Source organism: Cohnella faecalis (assembly GCF_003570905.1).
GTDB classification, from domain to species: Bacteria; Bacillota; Bacilli; order Paenibacillales; family Paenibacillaceae; genus Cohnella; species Cohnella faecalis.
The window spans coordinates 45,488-64,190 of the sequence record NZ_QXJM01000037.1 but is presented as its reverse complement, the minus strand read 5'-3'; the positions used below and the strand labels follow the sequence as shown (position 1 = coordinate 64,190).

Annotated in this window: 20 protein-coding genes and 1 pseudogene; all 21 read right to left on the bottom strand. The window is 53.8% G+C overall.

The genetic code is table 11. The annotated features are described in order from the left end of the window. Window positions 1-3 precede the first annotated feature (3 nt). Complete coding sequence (locus tag D3H35_RS11505; RefSeq protein WP_119149424.1) at window positions 4-1,503, bottom strand: protein-glutamate methylesterase/protein-glutamine glutaminase; 1,500 nt, start codon at window positions 1,501-1,503, stop codon at window positions 4-6. A 78-nt stretch (window positions 1,504-1,581) separates the two neighbouring features. After that, on the bottom strand, window positions 1,582-2,445 hold the full coding sequence (locus D3H35_RS11500; protein WP_119149422.1) for a MinD/ParA family protein: 864 nt from the start codon (window positions 2,443-2,445) through the stop codon (window positions 1,582-1,584). Next, window positions 2,438-3,802, bottom strand: a complete 1,365-nt coding sequence (gene flhF, locus D3H35_RS11495; protein ID WP_119149420.1) for a flagellar biosynthesis protein FlhF — start codon at window positions 3,800-3,802, stop codon at window positions 2,438-2,440. The genes D3H35_RS11500 and flhF overlap by 8 nt, the downstream gene beginning before the upstream one ends. After that, window positions 3,799-5,832: a flagellar biosynthesis protein FlhA gene (flhA, locus tag D3H35_RS11490; protein ID WP_119149419.1), complete on the bottom strand. Its 2,034-nt coding sequence runs from the start codon at window positions 5,830-5,832 to the stop codon at window positions 3,799-3,801. The genes flhF and flhA overlap by 4 nt, the downstream gene beginning before the upstream one ends. 19 nt (window positions 5,833-5,851) lie before the next feature. Next, on the bottom strand, window positions 5,852-6,946 hold the full coding sequence (flhB, locus tag D3H35_RS11485) for a flagellar biosynthesis protein FlhB (RefSeq protein ID WP_119149417.1): 1,095 nt from the start codon (window positions 6,944-6,946) through the stop codon (window positions 5,852-5,854). A 27-nt stretch (window positions 6,947-6,973) separates the two neighbouring features. Continuing rightward, window positions 6,974-7,759 (bottom strand): flagellar biosynthetic protein FliR, encoded by a 786-nt coding sequence (gene fliR / locus D3H35_RS11480; protein ID WP_119149718.1) that lies wholly within the window; start codon window positions 7,757-7,759, stop codon window positions 6,974-6,976. 18 nt (window positions 7,760-7,777) lie between these two features. Then, on the bottom strand, window positions 7,778-8,047 hold the full coding sequence (fliQ, locus tag D3H35_RS11475) for a flagellar biosynthesis protein FliQ (protein WP_119149415.1): 270 nt from the start codon (window positions 8,045-8,047) through the stop codon (window positions 7,778-7,780). Between the two features lie 18 nt (window positions 8,048-8,065). Next, window positions 8,066-8,815, bottom strand: a complete 750-nt coding sequence (fliP, locus tag D3H35_RS11470) for a flagellar type III secretion system pore protein FliP (protein WP_119149413.1) — start codon at window positions 8,813-8,815, stop codon at window positions 8,066-8,068. Continuing rightward, entirely contained in the window at window positions 8,805-9,359 is a 555-nt protein-coding gene (locus D3H35_RS11465; protein ID WP_119149412.1) for a flagellar biosynthetic protein FliO, read from the bottom strand. The genes fliP and D3H35_RS11465 overlap by 11 nt, the downstream gene beginning before the upstream one ends. 20 nt (window positions 9,360-9,379) lie before the next feature. Continuing rightward, a complete protein-coding gene (locus D3H35_RS11460) occupies window positions 9,380-9,742 on the bottom strand; it encodes a response regulator (protein WP_119149410.1) in 363 nt (120 codons plus the stop codon). 23 nt (window positions 9,743-9,765) lie between these two features. Next, window positions 9,766-10,995, bottom strand: a complete 1,230-nt coding sequence (gene fliY / locus D3H35_RS11455) for a flagellar motor switch phosphatase FliY (protein ID WP_119149408.1) — start codon at window positions 10,993-10,995, stop codon at window positions 9,766-9,768. Continuing rightward, entirely contained in the window at window positions 10,985-11,986 is a 1,002-nt protein-coding gene (fliM, locus tag D3H35_RS11450; protein ID WP_119149406.1) for a flagellar motor switch protein FliM, read from the bottom strand. The genes fliY and fliM overlap by 11 nt, the downstream gene beginning before the upstream one ends. 43 nt (window positions 11,987-12,029) lie before the next feature. Next, window positions 12,030-12,509, bottom strand: a complete 480-nt coding sequence (locus D3H35_RS11445) for a flagellar basal body-associated FliL family protein (RefSeq protein ID WP_119149404.1) — start codon at window positions 12,507-12,509, stop codon at window positions 12,030-12,032. Next, window positions 12,506-12,739: a flagellar FlbD family protein gene (locus D3H35_RS11440; protein ID WP_119149402.1), complete on the bottom strand. Its 234-nt coding sequence runs from the start codon at window positions 12,737-12,739 to the stop codon at window positions 12,506-12,508. The genes D3H35_RS11445 and D3H35_RS11440 overlap by 4 nt, the downstream gene beginning before the upstream one ends. A gap of 56 nt (window positions 12,740-12,795) precedes the next feature. After that, window positions 12,796-13,623, bottom strand: a complete 828-nt coding sequence (gene flgG, locus D3H35_RS11435; RefSeq protein WP_119149400.1) for a flagellar basal body rod protein FlgG — start codon at window positions 13,621-13,623, stop codon at window positions 12,796-12,798. Between the two features lie 103 nt (window positions 13,624-13,726). Next, window positions 13,727-14,116: a TIGR02530 family flagellar biosynthesis protein gene (locus D3H35_RS11430; RefSeq protein WP_233567890.1), complete on the bottom strand. Its 390-nt coding sequence runs from the start codon at window positions 14,114-14,116 to the stop codon at window positions 13,727-13,729. Further along, a complete protein-coding gene (locus D3H35_RS11425; RefSeq protein WP_119149396.1) occupies window positions 14,109-14,585 on the bottom strand; it encodes a flagellar hook capping FlgD N-terminal domain-containing protein in 477 nt (158 codons plus the stop codon). The genes D3H35_RS11430 and D3H35_RS11425 overlap by 8 nt, the downstream gene beginning before the upstream one ends. A gap of 21 nt (window positions 14,586-14,606) precedes the next feature. Continuing rightward, window positions 14,607-16,010, bottom strand: a complete 1,404-nt coding sequence (locus D3H35_RS11420; protein ID WP_119149394.1) for a flagellar hook-length control protein FliK — start codon at window positions 16,008-16,010, stop codon at window positions 14,607-14,609. Between the two features lie 48 nt (window positions 16,011-16,058). Continuing rightward, a complete protein-coding gene (locus D3H35_RS11415; RefSeq protein WP_119149392.1) occupies window positions 16,059-17,009 on the bottom strand; it encodes a magnesium transporter MgtE N-terminal domain-containing protein in 951 nt (316 codons plus the stop codon). 39 nt (window positions 17,010-17,048) lie between these two features. Further along, window positions 17,049-17,495: a flagellar export protein FliJ gene (gene fliJ, locus D3H35_RS11410; protein ID WP_119149390.1), complete on the bottom strand. Its 447-nt coding sequence runs from the start codon at window positions 17,493-17,495 to the stop codon at window positions 17,049-17,051. 14 nt (window positions 17,496-17,509) lie between these two features. Beyond that, window positions 17,510-18,692, bottom strand: a pseudogene (locus D3H35_RS11405) (hypothetical protein); the annotation flags it as partial. Window positions 18,693-18,703: the final 11 nt, after the last annotated feature.

Here is an 18,703-nt window from a genome sequence, read left to right as displayed (position 1 = left end):
GGCTTAACTTTTGCGCACCTTCACTTCATGAACGAGCGCCTGCGCGATCTTGGGAAGCGGCAGCACTTCCGTCGCGGCATTCAACTCAATGGCCGAGCGAGGCATCCCGTATACGATGCAAGTGCTTTCCGCTTCGGCGATAGCCGTGGAAGCCCCGTCCTCCAGCAAAGCTTTCATTCCCTTTGCCCCGTCGCTTCCCATCCCGGTCATCAGAACCGCGTGACGCTTAAGAGGTTTATGTCCGATCAGCGATTCGAACAGCACGTCCACGGAAGGCATATGGCCGTTGCGCGGCCCTTCTTCGGTGAGCTTGATCCGGTATTTGCCGGCAGCGTCCTTGGTGATAGACATCTGTTTGCCCCCCGGCGCAATATAGGCGGTCGACGTTTCCAAAGGCTCGCCGTCGACGGCTTCCCTCACGTGGATGCGGCAGAAGGAGTCGAGCCTCTGCGCCAGCGAGTGGGTAAACTTGGGAGGCATATGCTGCACAACCAGAATCGGAGCCGGGAAATCGGCAGGAATGCCTGTAAGCACTTCGTGAAGCGCCCGCGGACCGCCGGTTGAAGTACCGATGGCTACCACTTGGTTAAACGTCGGCATCGGTTTCCCCTTCGGCTCATCCGACTTGTGCGGCTTTTGCTCGATCCGGGAAGGATCAACCGATTTCTTGACCGGAGCCGAAGCAGGTGCCGGATCGGCTTGGTGCCGAGCGCCGGTCGTTACCCGCCTGCCCTTCAACTCCGTACCGTCAGCCGGACGGGCCGGCGCCTTCGGAATGGGATCCGGCTTCTTGTCGATGCTCGGAGTTCCCAAGCTTGTGCTCCGTTCAAGTGCCGTTCGGCCAAATCTCGAGTTCTTGAAAGTCGTATCCTGAGTCGGAATCCGATCTTCCGGCTTGACGCCGTCGGCTTTTCTGCGTTCGGCAGGTTCCGGAATGACGATCGGCTTTTCCTTAACCGTATCTGTCCCTGTCGCCATATCCGGATTCGTATCCGTTCGGTCGCTTGTCTCGGCTATAGCCGGAGCTGGCGGAGATAACGCTGACACCGGTTGAGCTCCGCCGGGAGACGACGCGGGGAGCAGGCGGAACGAGCCTTTGCGAACGGCCTCGACCGCAATGTGCAGCTTCTCCCGAAGCTGTTCCCCAACCAGATGAATGTCGAGCTTGCCCGATCCGTCCGGCTTGCGTATGAAATCGAAAGCTCCATACTGCAGCGCCTTGATCGTGTCCCGGGTTCCATTGTCCGTCATGGCCGACAGCATTACGATCGGGGTCGGGCGCACTTCCATAATGCGATGGAGCGCCTCGAGTCCGTTCATGTTCGGCATTTCCATATCCATCGTTATAATATCGGGCAACAGCTTGACCGTCAGCTCGACCGCTTCTTCTCCGTCGGATGCGGTCGCCAGCACCTGAAAAGCCTCGTCGGCATCGACCACATCGCTGAACACCTTCCTCATGAAAGGGGAGTCATCGACGATAAGTACGTTATATTTCGGCATTCGCGTCCCCTCCTTCGTTGTTCTTGATGTATGCGAGAGACTAACCGCTACGCGCAAACGACGTTTTCTTATCCCGAGTTACTTCCAGAGTTTTCTTATCCGTTGCAAAAATCCGTTCATTCCGGCCGGAGCGCGATCCCGCTCTTCCATCAAATAAGCGGAAGCGATGCGGTCGATTCCTTTGGCCGCAGCAGAATCCGGAAAAGCGAGCGACAAAGCGGTTTGACGTTTGACCGCCTTCGATACGTGATTATCGTCAGGTATATACCCGAGCACGGGAATATCCATTCCCAGGTATTTGTCCGCCACTTGCCGGAAGTTGTCCGAAGTTTGCCTGCCTTCCCTTTCGTCGCTCACCCGGTTGACGACTAGCCGGAAGGGAACGTCATGTCCCATCGTTTTCATCATTTTGATCAGAGCATAAGCATCGGTTATCGAAGTCGGCTCCGGTGTCGTTACGACGAACGCCTCTTCGGCCGCCGTGATGAATCGCGTCGTTTCCTTCGATAAGCCCGCTCCCGTATCGAATAGAAGATAGTCGACGTGGCCGTGCAATTTGCCGATTTGTTCGGCGAAATATTCGAGCTGATCTTCCGAAAGCCGAACCAAATCTTGAAAACCGGAACCTCCGGCTATGAATTGCAATCCGCCCGGGCCGGTTTGGACGATTTCCCAAATCGTCTTTTCGCCTTTGAGCAAATGAATCAAGTTGTATTTGGCGGGTGTCCCGAGCAGTACGTCGATATTGCCAAGTCCGATGTCCGCATCGAAAACCAGCACGCTGTAGCCTCGTCTTTGCAAAGCCATCGCAAAATTAAGGCTGAAATTGGACTTGCCCACGCCGCCCTTGCCGCTTGTAACGGTCAGGATTCGCGTTGTCGTCGACTTCGGAATGTCTCTTGTGTGAACAAGATGCCTGAGCGCTTGCGCCTGATCATGCATAAGCCGGCTCCCCCAATAAGCGGCTAACCCATTCGTTAGGATCGAATGGCCGGATATCGTCCGGAACCGTCTGGCCGCAAGTGATATAGGAAATGGCAAAGGAGTATTCGAGCGCCAGATTGAGAATCGAGCCGTAAGAGTCGGTCTCGTCGACCTTCGTCAACAGGAGCCTGGTTACGCCGTATTTGGCGAATTGGCTGGCGACCGATTTCATGTCGCCGTATTTTTGCGTCATGCTGAGGACGAGAATCGTCTCCGCATGTTCTCCCGGAGAAAGCATGCTGTTCACTTCGGATACGAGCAGCTCGTTGCGGTAATTGCGTCCCGCCGTATCCATTAAGACGAGATCCCGGTCTTCAAATTTCTTGAATGCCCGCTGCGCCTCGCTCGGCGAGAACACGACCTCCAGCGGAAGGTTCAAGATGTCCGCGTAAGTTCTTAGTTGGTCGACAGCCGCGATCCGGTAAGTATCCGACGTTATTAATCCGACCGTCCGATGATGAGTAAGCGATTGATCGGCCGCGATCTTGGCGATCGTCGTTGTCTTCCCGACGCCGGTCGGGCCGACGAAATGAACGATCCGCGTCGATGAGTTAATTCCCGAGCCTGCGGATGGAAGGAGCCATTCAAGCAGCACTTCGCGGGCGACGCTTAGCGCAGCAGATTCGTCGTCCGCCCCTTCCGTTCCCAGACGGTCGTTCACTTCTTCCGCGAAGCGCTCGATGATCGGTGCCTCCACGCCCTGCTCGGCTAAACGACGGCTCCAGTTCATGACCGAATCGGGCATGCTGCGGAACGTCTGCTGCTTGGAAAGCTTGACCATCATTTCCTTCATAGAGCGAAGCTCCGTTAACAGTGATGCGGTATCCGGATTCTCGGCAAGACCGGCTCCGGCTTGCACCGGCCGGGCAGGTCTCGGATCGTCGGGAACGGCGAAAGCGCCTCGTTCGGGCGCTTCTTTCGAAGGTGACTCTGCCGGAACGGCAACGGCAACTGCCGAAGCTGCCGATGGAACGGCTGACGTACGAACGGCCGGCGCATCCGAAGTTCCAGTACTGCGTGCGTATCTTTCTCGCACTGCCGCGTTAGGCAGCTGCACTGCCGGTATCGCCGACTCCTCCGACGGCTCGGACTTGCGAACGATTGGCTTCGTAGGCGCCGCGGGGCGAGGAGCAGGCTTTCGCGAAGCTTCGTCGATGGCGGCAATCACCTCCACCCGTTTTTTGCGGAACATGCCAAGAAATCCGCCGGTGCGGATTTCCTTCGTGTTCAAGATGACGGCATCCGACCCGAGCTCGCTTCGTATCATTTGAACCGCCTGCGGCAAATCGTCAACTACGTATCGTTTTACTTTCATGCGTTCACCACCCCGACGCTTTGCACTTCGATATTAGGTTCGAGCTCACTGTAAGACAGCACCGGTATATCGTTCAAGGAGCGTTCGAGCAGCTGCCGCAAATACATTCGTATCGTCGGCGATGTAAGTACGATCGGCTGTTGTCCCGATTGAATCAACCGGTTCACTTGCTCGGTTAGTCGTTGATAGATCGCTTGCGAGGATACCGGATCCATCGCCAAGTAGCTTCCTTGATCGGACTGCTGGACCGCTTCTGCGATCTTCTTCTCGACGGCAGGGCTGACCGTAATAACCTTGAGCGGCTCGCTTGCTTGTGCGTATTGCTGCGTAATCTGGCGGGAGAGACTTTGGCGGACATATTCCGTCAACACCTCCGGATCCTTCGTGAACTTGCCGTAATCGGCAAGCGTCTCGAGAATGGACACCATGTCGCGAATCGATATTTTCTCCTTCAGAAGCTTTGAAAGCACTTTCTGAATTTCCCCTACGGTCATGATGGAAGGGACGAGCTCTTCCACGAGCGCAGGGTATGTTTCCTTGACGCTGTCCACGAGCGCTTTGGTCTCCTGCCGACCGATCAGCTCGTGCGCGTGCTTCTTGATTACTTCCGTCAAATGGGTGGCTACGACGGAAGGAGGATCGACGACGGTGTATCCCGCCAGCTCGGCTCTTTCCTTCGTTGCTTCGTTAATCCATAGTGCCGGAAGCCCAAAGGCTGGTTCTTGAGTCTCAATGCCCGTGACGGAGTCGTCATCGAACCCTGGACTCATGGCCAAGTAGTGCTGTAGCAATAATTCGCCACGAGCCACCATATTTCCTTTCATTTTGATAATATATTCGTTCGGTTTTAGTTGAATATTGTCGCGAATTCGGATAACCGGGACTATTAGTCCCATTTCGAGCGCGCATTGACGTCTTATCATAATAATTCGGTCGAGCAAATCGCCGCCTTGGTGAGTATCGGCCAACGGAATAAGTCCGTATCCGAACTCGAATTCGATCGGATCGACTTGAAGCAGGCTGATGACGCTCTCCGGGCTGCGCACCTCCTCGATCTCCTTCTCTTCGACCAGCAGCTCTTCTTGCTGCTGCCTGCGAACCAAATTGCGCTGAAGCCGATATCCGGCAATGACTAGGATGACGGAAAAAGGGATCGTCGAAATGAAGCCGATCGGGGTTGCAATTCCCAGAAGAAATACCGTACCAGCGACGACGTACAAAAGATAAGGGTAACGAAGCAGCTGCGTCGACACATCGTGTGCCAAGTTGCCGTCCGAAGCGGCGCGAGTAACGATAATACCCGTAGCGGTACTGATCAAAAGCGCCGGCACTTGGCTGACGAGTCCGTCGCCGATCGTCAGGATGGAATAAGTCTCGAGCGCATCCGTGACGCTCATCCCATGGATCGCCATCCCGATAATAAAGCCGCCGATCAAGTTGATGACGAGGATGATAATGCTTGCAATGGCGTCGCCCTTTACGAACTTGCTCGCACCGTCCATTGCGCCGTAGAAATCGGCTTCCTTCTCGATCTTTTCGCGGCGCTCGCGCGCTTGCTGCTCGTTGATAAGCCCCGCGTTCAAATCCGCGTCGATACTCATCTGCTTGCCGGGCATCGCATCGAGGGTGAACCGCGCCGCAACTTCAGCTACGCGCTCCGATCCCTTCGTAATGACGATGAACTGTACGACGACGAGGATAAGGAAGACGACGAAGCCGATGGCGATTTGGCCGCCGGCCACGAATCGGCCGAACGTCTCTACGACATGCCCTGCGTCGTGGTCTTTCAGAATCAGACGCGTCGTCGAAACGTTGAGAGCGAGCCTGAATAGAGTCGTGATCAAGAGCAAGGAAGGAAAGATGGAGAAGTGGAGCGCATCCTGCGTGTTCATCGAAATAAGCAAGATCATGAGAGCGACAGAAATGTTGATGACTAGCAATATATCCAATAATTCTTTCGGAATTGGAACGACCATCATCAGGACAATGCCGATGATGCCGAGCAGAATGCTTAAGTCCCGAAACTTCATGTTCGTTCCCCTTCCTGCACTAGGCTTTGCGGCGACCTTTCAGCCGATATACGTATGCCAGAACTTCCGCGACGGCTTGGAACAAATCTCCCGGAACGGTGTCCCCGATTTCCGTTCGTTCGTAAAGCCCGCGGGCGAGCGGCTTGTTTTCCATAATTACGACATCGTTTTTTTTGGCAATTTCCCGGATTCGCAGAGCGAGATAATCCTGCCCTTTGGCCATGACGGTCGGAGCATCCATCTTCGTCCCGTCATATTGCAGAGCGACTGCGTAATGCGTCGGGTTCGTGATAACGACGTCGGCTTTCGGAACTTCCTGCATCATTCGCATAAGCGCCATTCGACGCTGGCGTTCCCTGATTTTACCTTTGATGAGCGGGTCGCCTTCGATGTTTTTGTGCTCGTCCTTAATGTCCTGCTTGCTCATCCGCAAGCTTTTCTCATGCTCGTATTTCTGATAAATGAAGTCGCCGATGGCGATGACGAACAAAATGGCGGACACGAACATTCCAAGCTTGATCGTCAATTCCGCCGCAAAAGCAAAAATATCTTCGATCGGTACGTGAGCGAGTCCGAGAAAGCGATCTCGTTCCGACCAGAGCATCAAATACACGACTACGCCGACTACCGTCAGCTTTAGGGAGCTTTTCAAAAACTCGACGACGGAGCGCATGCTGAAAATTTGTTTGGCTCCCGAAATCGGGTTCAGCTTATTGAATTGGGGCTTTAGAGTCTCGGTCGTGAACAGCCAACCGATTTGAGCGTAATTGGCCGCAAAAATGATAACGAATACGATGACGAACAGCGGCGCGAGAAAAATAAGAATTTGCAGGACGTAATGACCGAATAGGTTCATAACGTTGGTTTCGGTAATATCCATGCTCATTCGGTGCCTGAACACGTCGGAAAACATCGCTAAGAGCCGAGTTTGAAAGAAGGAGCCCAACATAAGAAAACAAGTCAGACTTCCTAGCATGATCAATGCCCCGGGAACGTCCGGACTGGAGGCGACCTGACCCTTGTTGCGGGTGTCCTGCCGTTTTTTCGGCGTCGCCTTTTCCGTTTTTTCGCCGGCGAACAACTGCAAGTCGAGACGGTGACGAAGACGGGACACACGGCACCTCCTCTTCCGGGTTCTCTATCAAGGGGACTTCTGGAACACGACGAACAGCTTGTCCAACGCTTGGAACATATGATCGAAGATCATTTGGAACAAAACGCCAAACCCGGGCAGCAGCAGAACGAGCATCGCAAGTCCGACCAAAATTTTCAGCGGGACGCCGATTACGAATACGTTGTATTGCGGCGCCGTACGAGCCAGCAAAGCAAGACCGACGTCAGTCAGGAACATGGCTACGACGAGCGGAGCCGATATTTGCAAAGCAAGCATGAAAGTATCGGCGAAGGTTCGAGCCAAAAATTCGGCCAGCCCGCCTTCGGACACCGTATGGAATAAATTGTTATCGAGCGGGAGCCACCTGTAACTGTCCATAATGGCGCTTAACAAATAATGATGGCCGTTGATGGATAGAAAGACGAGCAGCATAATCATATACTTCAGATTTCCCGTCATCGGTACGGACACGCCGCTGATCGGATCTACGATATTCGCGATTCCAAGCCCCATCTGCATATCGATTATAGCGCCCGAGGTTTGAACGATCGTAAAAAACAAATAAGTAACGTAACCGATGACCAAACCGGCCAGCACTTCTTTCATGACAGCCATTATGTAAGTAGCATCCGTAGGAACTTTCGAATCGAAGCCCACCGTCAAAAACACGATGATCGAAACGAAAAACGCCAGCCCGATTTTGAAAACGGCAGGTACGGTTTTGGTTGAGAACACCGGCGCTACAACAAAAAACGATGTAATTCGACAAAAGACAAGCATAAAAGCAGGAATGAGCTGCATGACGATATCCATATTCAATTCCATACGGCGTCAACCAATGTAGTTCGCCAAATTGCCGAGCAACTGACTCGTGAAATCGACCATAACGTTCAAAATCCACGGTCCGAATAAAAGAACCGCTAAAAACACGGCAATAATTTTTGGAATGAATGCTAGAGTCTGTTCCTGAATGTGGGTCGTCGCTTGAAAGATACTGACCAGGAGCCCGACAATCAAGCCAAAGCCGAGCATCGGCGCGCTTACTTTGAGAATGGTATAAAGCGCCTGGCCCGCAAGGCCGATGACGAATTCGGAGCTCATGATCTCCCTCCCCGCTAGTTAGGTCTGAAAGCTGGTTAGCAATGATTTGACGATTAAGTACCATCCGTCAACGAGAACGAAGAGCAAAATTTTGAAAGGCAGTGAAATCATGACGGGAGGCAGCATCATCATCCCCATCGCCATCAGCGTGCTCGCCACGACCATATCGATAACGAGAAATGGAATAAAGATCATAAAGCCCATCTGAAACGCCGTCTTCAGCTCGCTGATCGCATAGGCCGGTACCAGCACGGTAATTGGAATATCCTGATACGACTCCGGCTTCTCCGTCTTCGTATAGTTCATGAACAAGAGCAGATCTTTGGCTCTCGTATGCTTGTACATGAATTCCTTCATCGGAACGGAAGCTTTCTGCAACGCTTCGGTTTGCGATATTTCGCTCTTCAAGTAAGGCTGGAGAGCTTCGCTGTTTACCTTGGACAGCGTCGGCGACATAACGAACAATGTCATGAACAGCGCAAGACCGATCAACACTTGATTGGGCGGCATTTGCTGAGTACCGAGCGATGTCCGGACAAAGCCTAGCACGATTACGATTCGAGTGAAGCTGGTCATCAGCACCAGAATCGCCGGGGCCAGACTCAAGACGGTAATAATCAGAAGCAGAGATAAAGACGATGCTCCGACAGGCTCTTTTCCGTCTCCTACCGAAATATCGATAAGCGGCGAATCGGCGAAGGCAGACCCTCCAAAGGCTAGAACGGCGGTTTGCAGGAAAAGCAGACTCGCGATCAATTTACGTTTCATTGTTGTTCTTCCGATCTTCGGGCTTAGTATCCGTCAACAATTGCTCCATGCGCTGCTTTCTTTCAGACAATTGACGCAATCGGTTTTCAAGCGTTTGCTCGAAGCTGGACCGACCTGCCGGCTGCGTGAACTCCGAAACATCCTTGGGAGTCTCATCCGTTAGTCCGCCTTGTCGAGTTAGCTTTCTTAGCCAAATCGGGAGAGAAGCCGCCGGAGCCGCGTTCACCGTATCGTGCTCGGCCAGAAGCGCGGCAACGACGTCCGGATCCGAAATCGATTCGAGCAATGTCACATCTTCGCCGACTCCAAGGACGTAGATCCGGCCGTTCCATTCCACGATCTGCATCGACTTATTCGTGCCGAGCGTCAACCCTCCTAACGACCGAAGCGACCGATTCATCCACCAGCCGCGATTTCGTTTTGCGAAGAAACGCAGCAGCAATACGATGAGCCCTACCATCAACGCAAGCACGAACAACACCCAGAGCATGTCCCAAGTCGAAGACGAGCTTGGCAAGTCTCCTTCCAACCTCCAATTGCTCATTTTCTTTCAACGCTCCCGCATTAACCCAAAGTTTTCTTGATGGCTTCGATAACGCGGTCGGCTTGGAACGGCTTGACGATAAAGTCTTTGGCGCCGGCTTGGATCGCATCAATAACCATTGCCTGCTGCCCCATAGCGGAACACATGATAACTTTGGCGTTCGTGTCCATTTTGCGGATTTCCTTAAGTGCGGTGATGCCGTCCATTTCGGGCATCGTAATGTCCATCGTAATCAAATCCGGATGAAGCTCTTTATACTTTTCGATCGCTTGAGCGCCGTCTTGGGCTTCTCCTACGACCTCGTACCCGTTCTTAGTCAGAATATCGCGGATCATCATGCGCATGAAAGCTGCGTCGTCTACGATAAGAATGCGGTTTGCCATGTTTGGGTTCCTCCCGATGATCGTTATTGAATTTTTTGTACTCGATCCCACTGACTGACGATGTCGGTAACGCGAACGCCGAAGTTCTCGTCGATAACGACAACCTCGCCTTTGGCGATCAGCTTGCTGTTTACAAGAATGTCGACTGGTTCGCCGGCAAGCTTGTCCAGCTCGATGATCGAGCCTTGGGAAAGCTCCAATATTTCTTTAATTTGCTTTTGAGTTCGTCCGAGCTCGACGGTTACTTTAAGCGGAATATCCAATAGCAGATTCAAATTCGTTTCTTCCGCCTGCGAAAAGCCGCTGTTCTGGAACGATGCGAATTGAACCGGATTTACGTTGACGTTCCGATGAGTCGCCGCCGCTCCTAACGTCTGCGGCTGGGACGGCATTTGGGGCACAGGCGCTCCATAGCCGCCGTAATTCGGCGCAGGTTGCGGCGCCGGCTGCGATGGCGGTTGATAGGTTGGAGCCGGAGCTTGATACGTCGGTTGCGGCGCCGGTGCAGCAGATGCCTGGGCAGCAGGTGCCGGGGCAGGCTCAGACGATGTTCCGCCAAGCAGCGAATTGACCAGATCTTTCGCGAAAGGAACCGAAACGAGCTGCATGATCGTCGAATCGATCAAATCGCCGATTTTGAGCCGGAAAGAAATTTTGACGAAATAGTCCTCCGCCGGAATGTTGGATACTCCCGAACCGTTCTGAACGTCTAAAATATCAATTCCGGGCGGCGATATATTTACCATTCGGTTGAAGATCGTTGACATGGACGTCGCCGACGAACCCATCATCTGGTTCATCGCTTCCTGAACGGCGCTTATGTGGATTTCGTTCAATTCCGTAGAAGTGACGTTGCCCTCTCCTCCAAGCATCAAATCGGCGATAACTTGCGCGTCGTGAGCTTTGATTACCAAGGAATTGATTCCTTCGAATCCTTCAACGTAATGAACGTGAACGGCCACATGCGGTTTAGGAAATTCTTCTTCGAAACGGCTTCTTGCAATAGCGGAAACCGTCGGAGTCGTAATATCGACTTTTTTTCCAAGCAGCGTCGATAAAGCCGTCGCGGCGCTTCCGAAAGTAATATTGCCGATTTCGCCAAGAGCGTCCTGTTCAAGCGGAGTCAGTAAATCTTCGATTCCGATCGAGCCGTCTCCGGAGCCGAACGACTCCGGCTGCTCCGCACCGCCGCCCGAGGATTGCTTCAGCAGCGCGTCAATCTCCTCCTGAGACAAATAGTCTTTACTCGTCATGGATCTCTTCCACCTCTTCGCTCACGATTTCGTGAATCTGAATCGCCATTTTATCACGAACGGTACCCGGGCTGGCAATAAATTTTACTTTATCGCCGACTTTAACTTCCAATCCTTCATCCGTCGCCTTATGCAAAGCCAACACATCGCCGACCTGCAGGTTCAAAAACTCGCTAACCGATATCCACGAAGAACCGAGTTCGGCGATAACGGGAAGCTTCGCTTTGTTGACTCGTCTCTCGAGCGCTTCTTGTTCTTCCGGCGCACGGCTCTTCTTCTGGGAAGCGAACCATTGATGCACCGCCAGTCTGGGCATAATCGGCTCCAGCACGACGTGGGGAATACATAAGTTGATCATTCCGGTCGTATCTCCGATCTTGGTGCTTAACGAAATCAATGCGATCGTTTCGTTGGGAGACACGATTTGCATGAACTGCGGATTCGTTTCCAGCGCTTCGAGTCTCGGTTGAAGATCGATGACCGTCTTCCAAGCTTCTTGAAGACTTTCGAACGCGCGGCTGAATATTTTTTCCATGATGATCGTTTCGATCTCCGTCAGGCTGCCTATTTTCGTCGGAGCCGCCCCCGCGCCGCCGAGCAGCCGGTCCAGCATCGCAAACCCGACGTTAGGATGCACCTCCATGACCATGCGTCCTTCGAGCGGCTCCGCTTCGAAAATGTTAAGAATCGTCATCTTCGGAATGGAGCGAATGAACTCGTCGTAAGGAAGCTGCTCCACTTGCACAACGTTGATTTGAACGAACGTCCGAAGCTGGGCGGAGAAATACGTCGTCAAGTATCGGGCGAAATTCTCGTGAATCCGGGTCAAGCTGCGGATATGATCTTTGGAAAAACGGGTTGCCCGCTTGAAATCGTAGGCGCGAACCTTCTTCTGGGTATCCTCTTTTTTGAGCTCCTCCGCGTCCATTTCTCCCGACGAGAGAGCCGCCAGTAGGGCATCTATCTCATTCTGTGAAAGAACGTCAACCAAATCTCTCACCCCTTTCGGACGATCAGACTGTGTGTTAAGCCGATTAAATCGGCGAGATGATAAAGTCGGTTATTTTGACGCTGGTCAGCTTGCCTTCGGACAGGACCGGATTAATGGCATTGATGAGCTCGGCGCACAGCTGGTCTTTCCCCTTTGTGCCCTTGACGTCTTCCGAATTCAATACCCATAGAGCCCGGTTTATAAGCGGTTTAACTTGGATGTCCTTGATCTTGTCGAACTCCTCTTTCGCCTTCGCGCTGTCCATCTGGAAAGACAAGCTGATCCTCACGACATAATCGGTGTCTGCGATGTTCGTTTGGATATTGGTTAATTCGGACGTGACCTTGATCATTTCATCCGCGGACATCGGTTCCGCCGCTACGCTCTGTACGCTTTCCCTCGCTTGATCCTCGGGATCTTTGGCATCCGAACCGAATAGGGAAGACCAGAAGTAGAGGGCGACGATGACGATCAGCGTTATCGCCAGTAAAAGCGAAACGAGCCAAGGCAACATTTTTTTCATGACGTAGCTCCCTCCGATTGCGCGTTTGCGGGACCGGTTATGGCCGCCAGAACGCCGATACTGCGCAAATAGTGCCGGATGGATCTGATCACATCCGATGAATTTTCCATCACAATGAATTTCTTTCCCGTGGTGAGCGTGATCATCGTGTCCGGCGTTTCTTCCACGGTTTCGATTAGCAAGGCGTTGATAGTAAACTTCGTTCCATTCAATCTCGTTACGGCAATCATTCAGATTCCCCGTACGCCGAGGGAGGGCATCTAGCCCTCCCGGGGCGGGACGTCAATTAGCGTTTAAGGTTTACGACTTCTTGCAAAATTTCATCCGATGTCGTGATAATTCGAGAGTTCGCCTGGAAGCCGCGCTGAGCGACGATCATCTCTGTGAATTCGTTCGTCAGATCGACGTTGGACATTTCCAGTTGACCGGCGATGATAGCTCCCGTTCCCGTCTCCGTATTGCCTGCGGAACCGATTTCGAGCGCTCCGTCCGGGTTGGCGTTCGGAGTCATCCGGTACAAGTTGCCTCCGACTTTTTCAAGACCGCTCGGATTGACCACTTTCGCGACTCCGATGAAAATACCGGTCGGCTCAGCGTTGCCCTCGGCGTCGACCGAAATGATCTGGCCGTCCTGAGAAATCGAGAATGCCGTTACTCCCTCGTCGAGAGTAATCGGTCCGCCGCCGCTGTCCTCGGAGCTGAGAACGAACATTCCGTCCGCATTAACGAGCTGGCGATTGGCATCGAACGTGAAGTTGCCGGCGCGAGTCAAATATTGGGCTCCGTCTTCTCCCGGACTTACGACGAAAAATCCGTCACCGTCAATCCGAAGATCCGTCGGCACATTCGTCGTCATGGCACTGCCCGCCGTATGAATCGTATCGATCGACGCGACCGAAACGCCGAGGCCGACCTGCTTGGCGTTGATACCGCCGCTCGTTCCTTCAACCGGTGCCGTGACGCCGGACATCGACTGGCTCAAAATGTCCTTGAACATAACGCGGCCCGCTTTGAAGCCGACCGTATTGACGTTGGCGATATTGTTTCCGATGACGTCGAGCTTCGTTTGGAAGCCCCTCATACCGGATACGCCGGAATACATCGAACGTAACATCTAATGCCAACCTCCTCATTGGTTTTTATGGAGTTTGACCGCTTCAATCGGTCCGCGGTCAAGGGCCTCCTGCTGTAGGGCCGGCCCTGGTCTTGCCGTTCTTTCAGTTAACGACGACGGCGCTGTCGATTTGCGTGAACACATGCTCGTTCATCGACGCTCCGTCCATGGCGGTCACAACGGTGCGATTGGGCACATTGACGATCATCGCAATGCCTTTGAACAATACGAGAGAGTCTTTCGCGCCTTTGGCCGCCGCTTGATCGATCGCGCTCTCAATGCGGCCGAGCTGATCGGAATTCAACTTGATTCCTCTTTGCTGCAGCCTCATTTCGGCATGATGGCTGAACTTGAGCTCCTGGTTGCTCAGCACCTCGCGGAAAGAAGCTCCTGCTTTGGCAAGCTCCACGTTCCCGACCGATTTCCGATTCGGCGATTGCAGCGGTCCCGTCCGTCCCGTCGTTAATTGCCCGATGAACATCCGGTCACTCACTTGCAGCCACCCCCGACCCGCTCCCTCCGCTAACGGATGGCAGAGCGATGGACGTCAGCTCGTCGATCTTCACCTCGGATTGGCCTATCTTCGCATACTGAATGCCGTCTCTCATCACGATCGAATCGACGATTCCATTCTTCGCTTCGACGGTACCCGTGTTGGAAGTTGCGATCCAGCTAACCTGCATCCCGATTATTCCGGATGCGATTCCCGCCGATTGGCGAAGCGATTTTAGCTCTGACGCCATATTCGCCGTCTGTTCCAACGAGGAAAACTGAGCCATTTGCGAAATGAACTCTTTATCCTCCAACGGCTGCATCGGATCCTGGTTGCGCAGCTGCGCGATCAGAATTTGCAAAAATTCGTCTTTGCCAAGCTCTTTCGTCGGCGTTCTTGCGGCCTTCTGTACGTTCTGAGCCGAATAATACGGCCAAATGTTCGTCGTTCCTACGGCTTCGTTCGCCACAGATTTCACCTCCTGTACGGCTTATGCCGTTACGTTAAGCGAACTGCCGTAACCGAATTCCCTTAGGAAAGTCGTTCTTTCCAGTTCCGCTTCGAATAAGTCCTCGCCGCTGCCGCCGTCCTTGTTGCCCGAATTGTTGCCGTCGCCTTGCCCGCCGGATCCCGACTGTCTCTGATCCTGCTGCAGCGAAGCTCCCGCTGAAGATGACGTCTGTTGAACGACTTCCATCCGGTCGACTTGAAGTCCCTGGCCTTGAAGGGCTGTGCGAAGCTGCGACAGCTGATTCTCCAGAAGATCTCTCGCCGTCAGATGCTCGGTAACGAATTGAGCGGTCAGTTGGCCGTTCTGCAATACAATCTTAATATCGACTTGGCCCAAGTGCTCCGGATGAAGTGTGATCTTCGCTTCCGAAATGCCGTTTCCTTGCGTAAGAACGAACTGCTTCACAAGAAATTTCTCCATTTGATCCGCGAACTGTTGAACCGGAATCTGAGCCGGAAGCTGCGGCGCGCTTGGAGCCGTTCCTTTAAGCGCATCGTTCATCTGAAGCGACCATACAGGTGCCGTCGAGGTCGATTTCGGTTCTGCTTCGATACTGGAAGCCAGCTGCTGCGGCTCGATGGACTCGCCATCCGGCGTTTCCGTATGAACTGCGTTTACAGGACGCCAGGCTGCTTCCCGAAGCGGTTGTGCCGTTTTTTTGACTTCCGTCGCGACCGCGGCTGCGGTCTCGTCCGGCGTTTCCGACTTCTTCGCGGAAGCTTCTCCGACGGACGCCGAAGGAACCGATGCCTGGGCGGAGTCTGCGTTAGCGACTGCCTTTCCGCCTGCTTTATCTTGAGTCAGCATGCCTTCCCAAGACTCCAAAACGCTTTGCAATTGAAGGGCAAGCACGGATACCGCCGCAGGGGACTGTTGTCCTTGCGCCAGCCCGGCCGAAAGCTTCCCGATCGTCTCGCCAAGCGTTTGCACAACCTTCCGAACTTCCTGACCGATGTTGATCGTCTCGATCGAAGGTTCGGCCGACTCGGCATCCTCGCTCGCGTTCGTGTCCGTCATGTCTGCCGCAGGTTCGCCAAGGAGCAGCTGCAAAGCAGCCAGCAACGCCGTCAATTGATCGGCAACATCGCTATCCGGCTCCTCTTTGGACTCCTGATCGTTCAATTGATTAACGAGCTCGTCAAGCAGAGCCAACGTTTCTTGCAAAGCGGCATCGTCCGCAGGCATCGCAGGCAATTGTCCGACGATTCCAATCAATCCGACGGGAAGCGCCGTTTTGGCCGGTGCGGACTTCGCTGCGCCGCTGCCGTCCAACACTTGAACGAGCATGCCGGCGAATGCTCCCGACGTGCTTCCAGCTTTGCCGCTTCCTGCCGAGCTTCCCGCCGAGCTTGAGTTTGCTACGACTCCGATCGTATTCATCATTTTTCACCTCCTTTCCCTATCTGTTGATTTGCTCCGGACCTGCGGTCGTTACGGATTTGCCGGCATCAGCTTGCCCAGCAGCGAGGACGTCAGCTTCGAATCCTCTTTGGACATCGCATCCAAAATTTTAGAACGCGCGCTATCGTCCACTACGCCCAATATTCGAAGAGCCTTGCTTTGATTCGTGGCAGCCATAGCGATAAGCAGCTTCGCTGCGCGCTCCGCCTGCATAGAGGAGAATGTCTTGTTCAACTCGTCCGCATTGAGAGTTTCAGCCGACAAACCGGCTTTCTCCGTAAGCTTCTTGTTTTCCGTTTTCAAGGTCTTGGCCTCATCCTCAAGCTGCTTGACTCTTGCTTGCAGCGCCTGAAGCTGGGAGTCTTCGACCGTTTTGGAATCTTTGATCCTCTGGGTGACGTCAGCGGCGCCCTGAGGACTCATTTTCTCAAGCACCCGTCCCCGCTGCGTTTCCGACATGGCCCCAAGCACCAAGGCAGCCTCCTCCGGCGTCATCGCTTCCAGAATCGGAGCGACTTTTCCCGGAGTCATCTTTCCGTACATACCGGCAAGCGAACGAATGCGCTCGTCGTATTGAGCTGTTGATATCGTCTGTTCCTGGATTTGCTTGTTCAACTGCTCGACTTTTCCGTTCAGCTCTTCGATCGTCTTTTTTTGCGTGACCGACTCGGAAGTCGCTTTTGTCAGGCTGCTTTCTTGCTCGGTCAACTGAGCTTTCAGCTCGTCCACTTTTTGCCTGGCGTTGCTCACAGTTAACTCCTCGTCCGTTGCGCCGGCGGCTTCAGGCTCGGCCGGGTCCGGAACAATCGCTTTGATGACCGGAATTTTATTGCCGATTTCCATGGCCGACTCCCGCCAATCCTTGTTGAACATCAGCAAGAGCACGCCTAACAGGACGGCCGTAAACAAAACCGGGGTTACAAAAAAGAGAAAGCGTTCGAAGCCGCTGTAACTGTTTTTTTCCACGTCTGCGCTCGCCACGTCTCTCCTCCTTTCCCTCCGCTGCGTTCGACTCCGCCGCTATCCGCTTGCGGCGGCAGCAGCTCTTGTGATCGCGATTTCATCGAGTTCGTTTTGTTCTTTCGCCAGCCACTCGGTCCGAAACCGGACCAAAGCTTTCTCTCTGGCGTTCAGCCATACTTTCTCGTCTACCATTCGATCCTTTAGCCGGTTGCGGCACTCGCCGGCCTGATCTGCAGCCGTCTCGACTCCGTTCCGTTGCCGCCGGATTCGTTCGTTCAATACGTCGATGTATTGTTGAAGCGTCAGCAGCTCGCTCAAAGGGATCGGCTCGCTCGAAGCGGCTACCAGCCTCGATTCCACGCTCTCCCGCTCGTTCAACAATTGCTCCAAACGCTCTTCTTCGGCTCTAAGCCTGCCAAGCGACGCGGCGTATTCCCACTCCGCCATCGATTTTTCGCTGCCCTTCAAGTCTACGATCTTTTGCATGGAATAACGGAATCGCATAATCGCTTAGCTCATCTCCCGAAAAAATCGATAATTAACCTTTGCTGGGCTTCCTGCAGCGATACTTTCTCGTTCGTCTTCTGTCTCGTATACGCATTAATCTGGTCGATAGCTTGAATGGCCTTGTCGATTTCCGGGTTCGAGCCTCGTTGGTACGCTCCGATATTGATCAGATCTTCCGAATCCCGATAGACCGATAATAGCCGCTTTAAGGACTCGGCCGCGTCCTTCTGATCATCCTCGACGATGTCGTTCATTACGCGGCTGACGCTGGACAGAACGTCAATTGCCGGGAAATGGCCTTTGTTCGCGATGTTCCGGTTCAGTACGATATGCCCGTCCAATATTCCCCTTACGGCGTCCGCAATCGGTTCGTTCATGTCGTCGCCGTCTACGAGAACGGTATAAAAGGCCGTAATCGAGCCGGTCGGCCCCGTCCCCGCTCTTTCGAGCAGCTTGGGCAGCGCCGCGAATACCGATGGGTGTATCCGCGCGTAGCCGGCGGTTCTCCGATGGCAAGCCCCACTTCCCTTAGAGCCATCGCATACCGGGTTACGGAATCCATCATGAGCATCACATTCATGCCCCTGTCGCGAAAATATTCCGCGATCGCAGTAGCGATGAGCGCACCCTTGATCCGGACGAGCGCCGGCTGGTCGGACGTCGCAACGATGACGACCGAGCGGGCCAATCCTTCGGGCCCAAGTCCTTCTCGATGAATTCAAGAACTTCGCGCCCGCGTTCGCCTATGAGAGCGATGACGTTAACGTCGGCTGATGTGTTGCGCGCTACCATCCCCAGCAATGTGCTTTTCCCGACTCCCGAGCCGGCGAATATGCCAACGCGTTGGCCTTGGCCGACGGTGAGCAATCCATCGATAGCCCGGACTCCCGTTCCTAGCGGCTCGACAACCCGAGGCCGCGTGAGCGGATTGCTCGGCGCTGTGTGAGTGGATGCGTGCGGCATTCTAATCGGCAGCCTGGAGCCGTCCAAAGGTCTGCCGAGTCCGTCTAGAACTTTCCCAAGCAGCTCCGATCCCACTTGCACGGTAAGCGGTCTCCCCGTTGCGACGACGTCGCATCCGGGGCCGATGGACATGAGCTCGCCGAGAGGCATAAGCAAAACCCGATTATTCCGAAAGCCGACGACTTCCGCCAAAATCGGCGAACCGCCTTTAATCGGATGAATCGAGCACACCTCGCCGATTG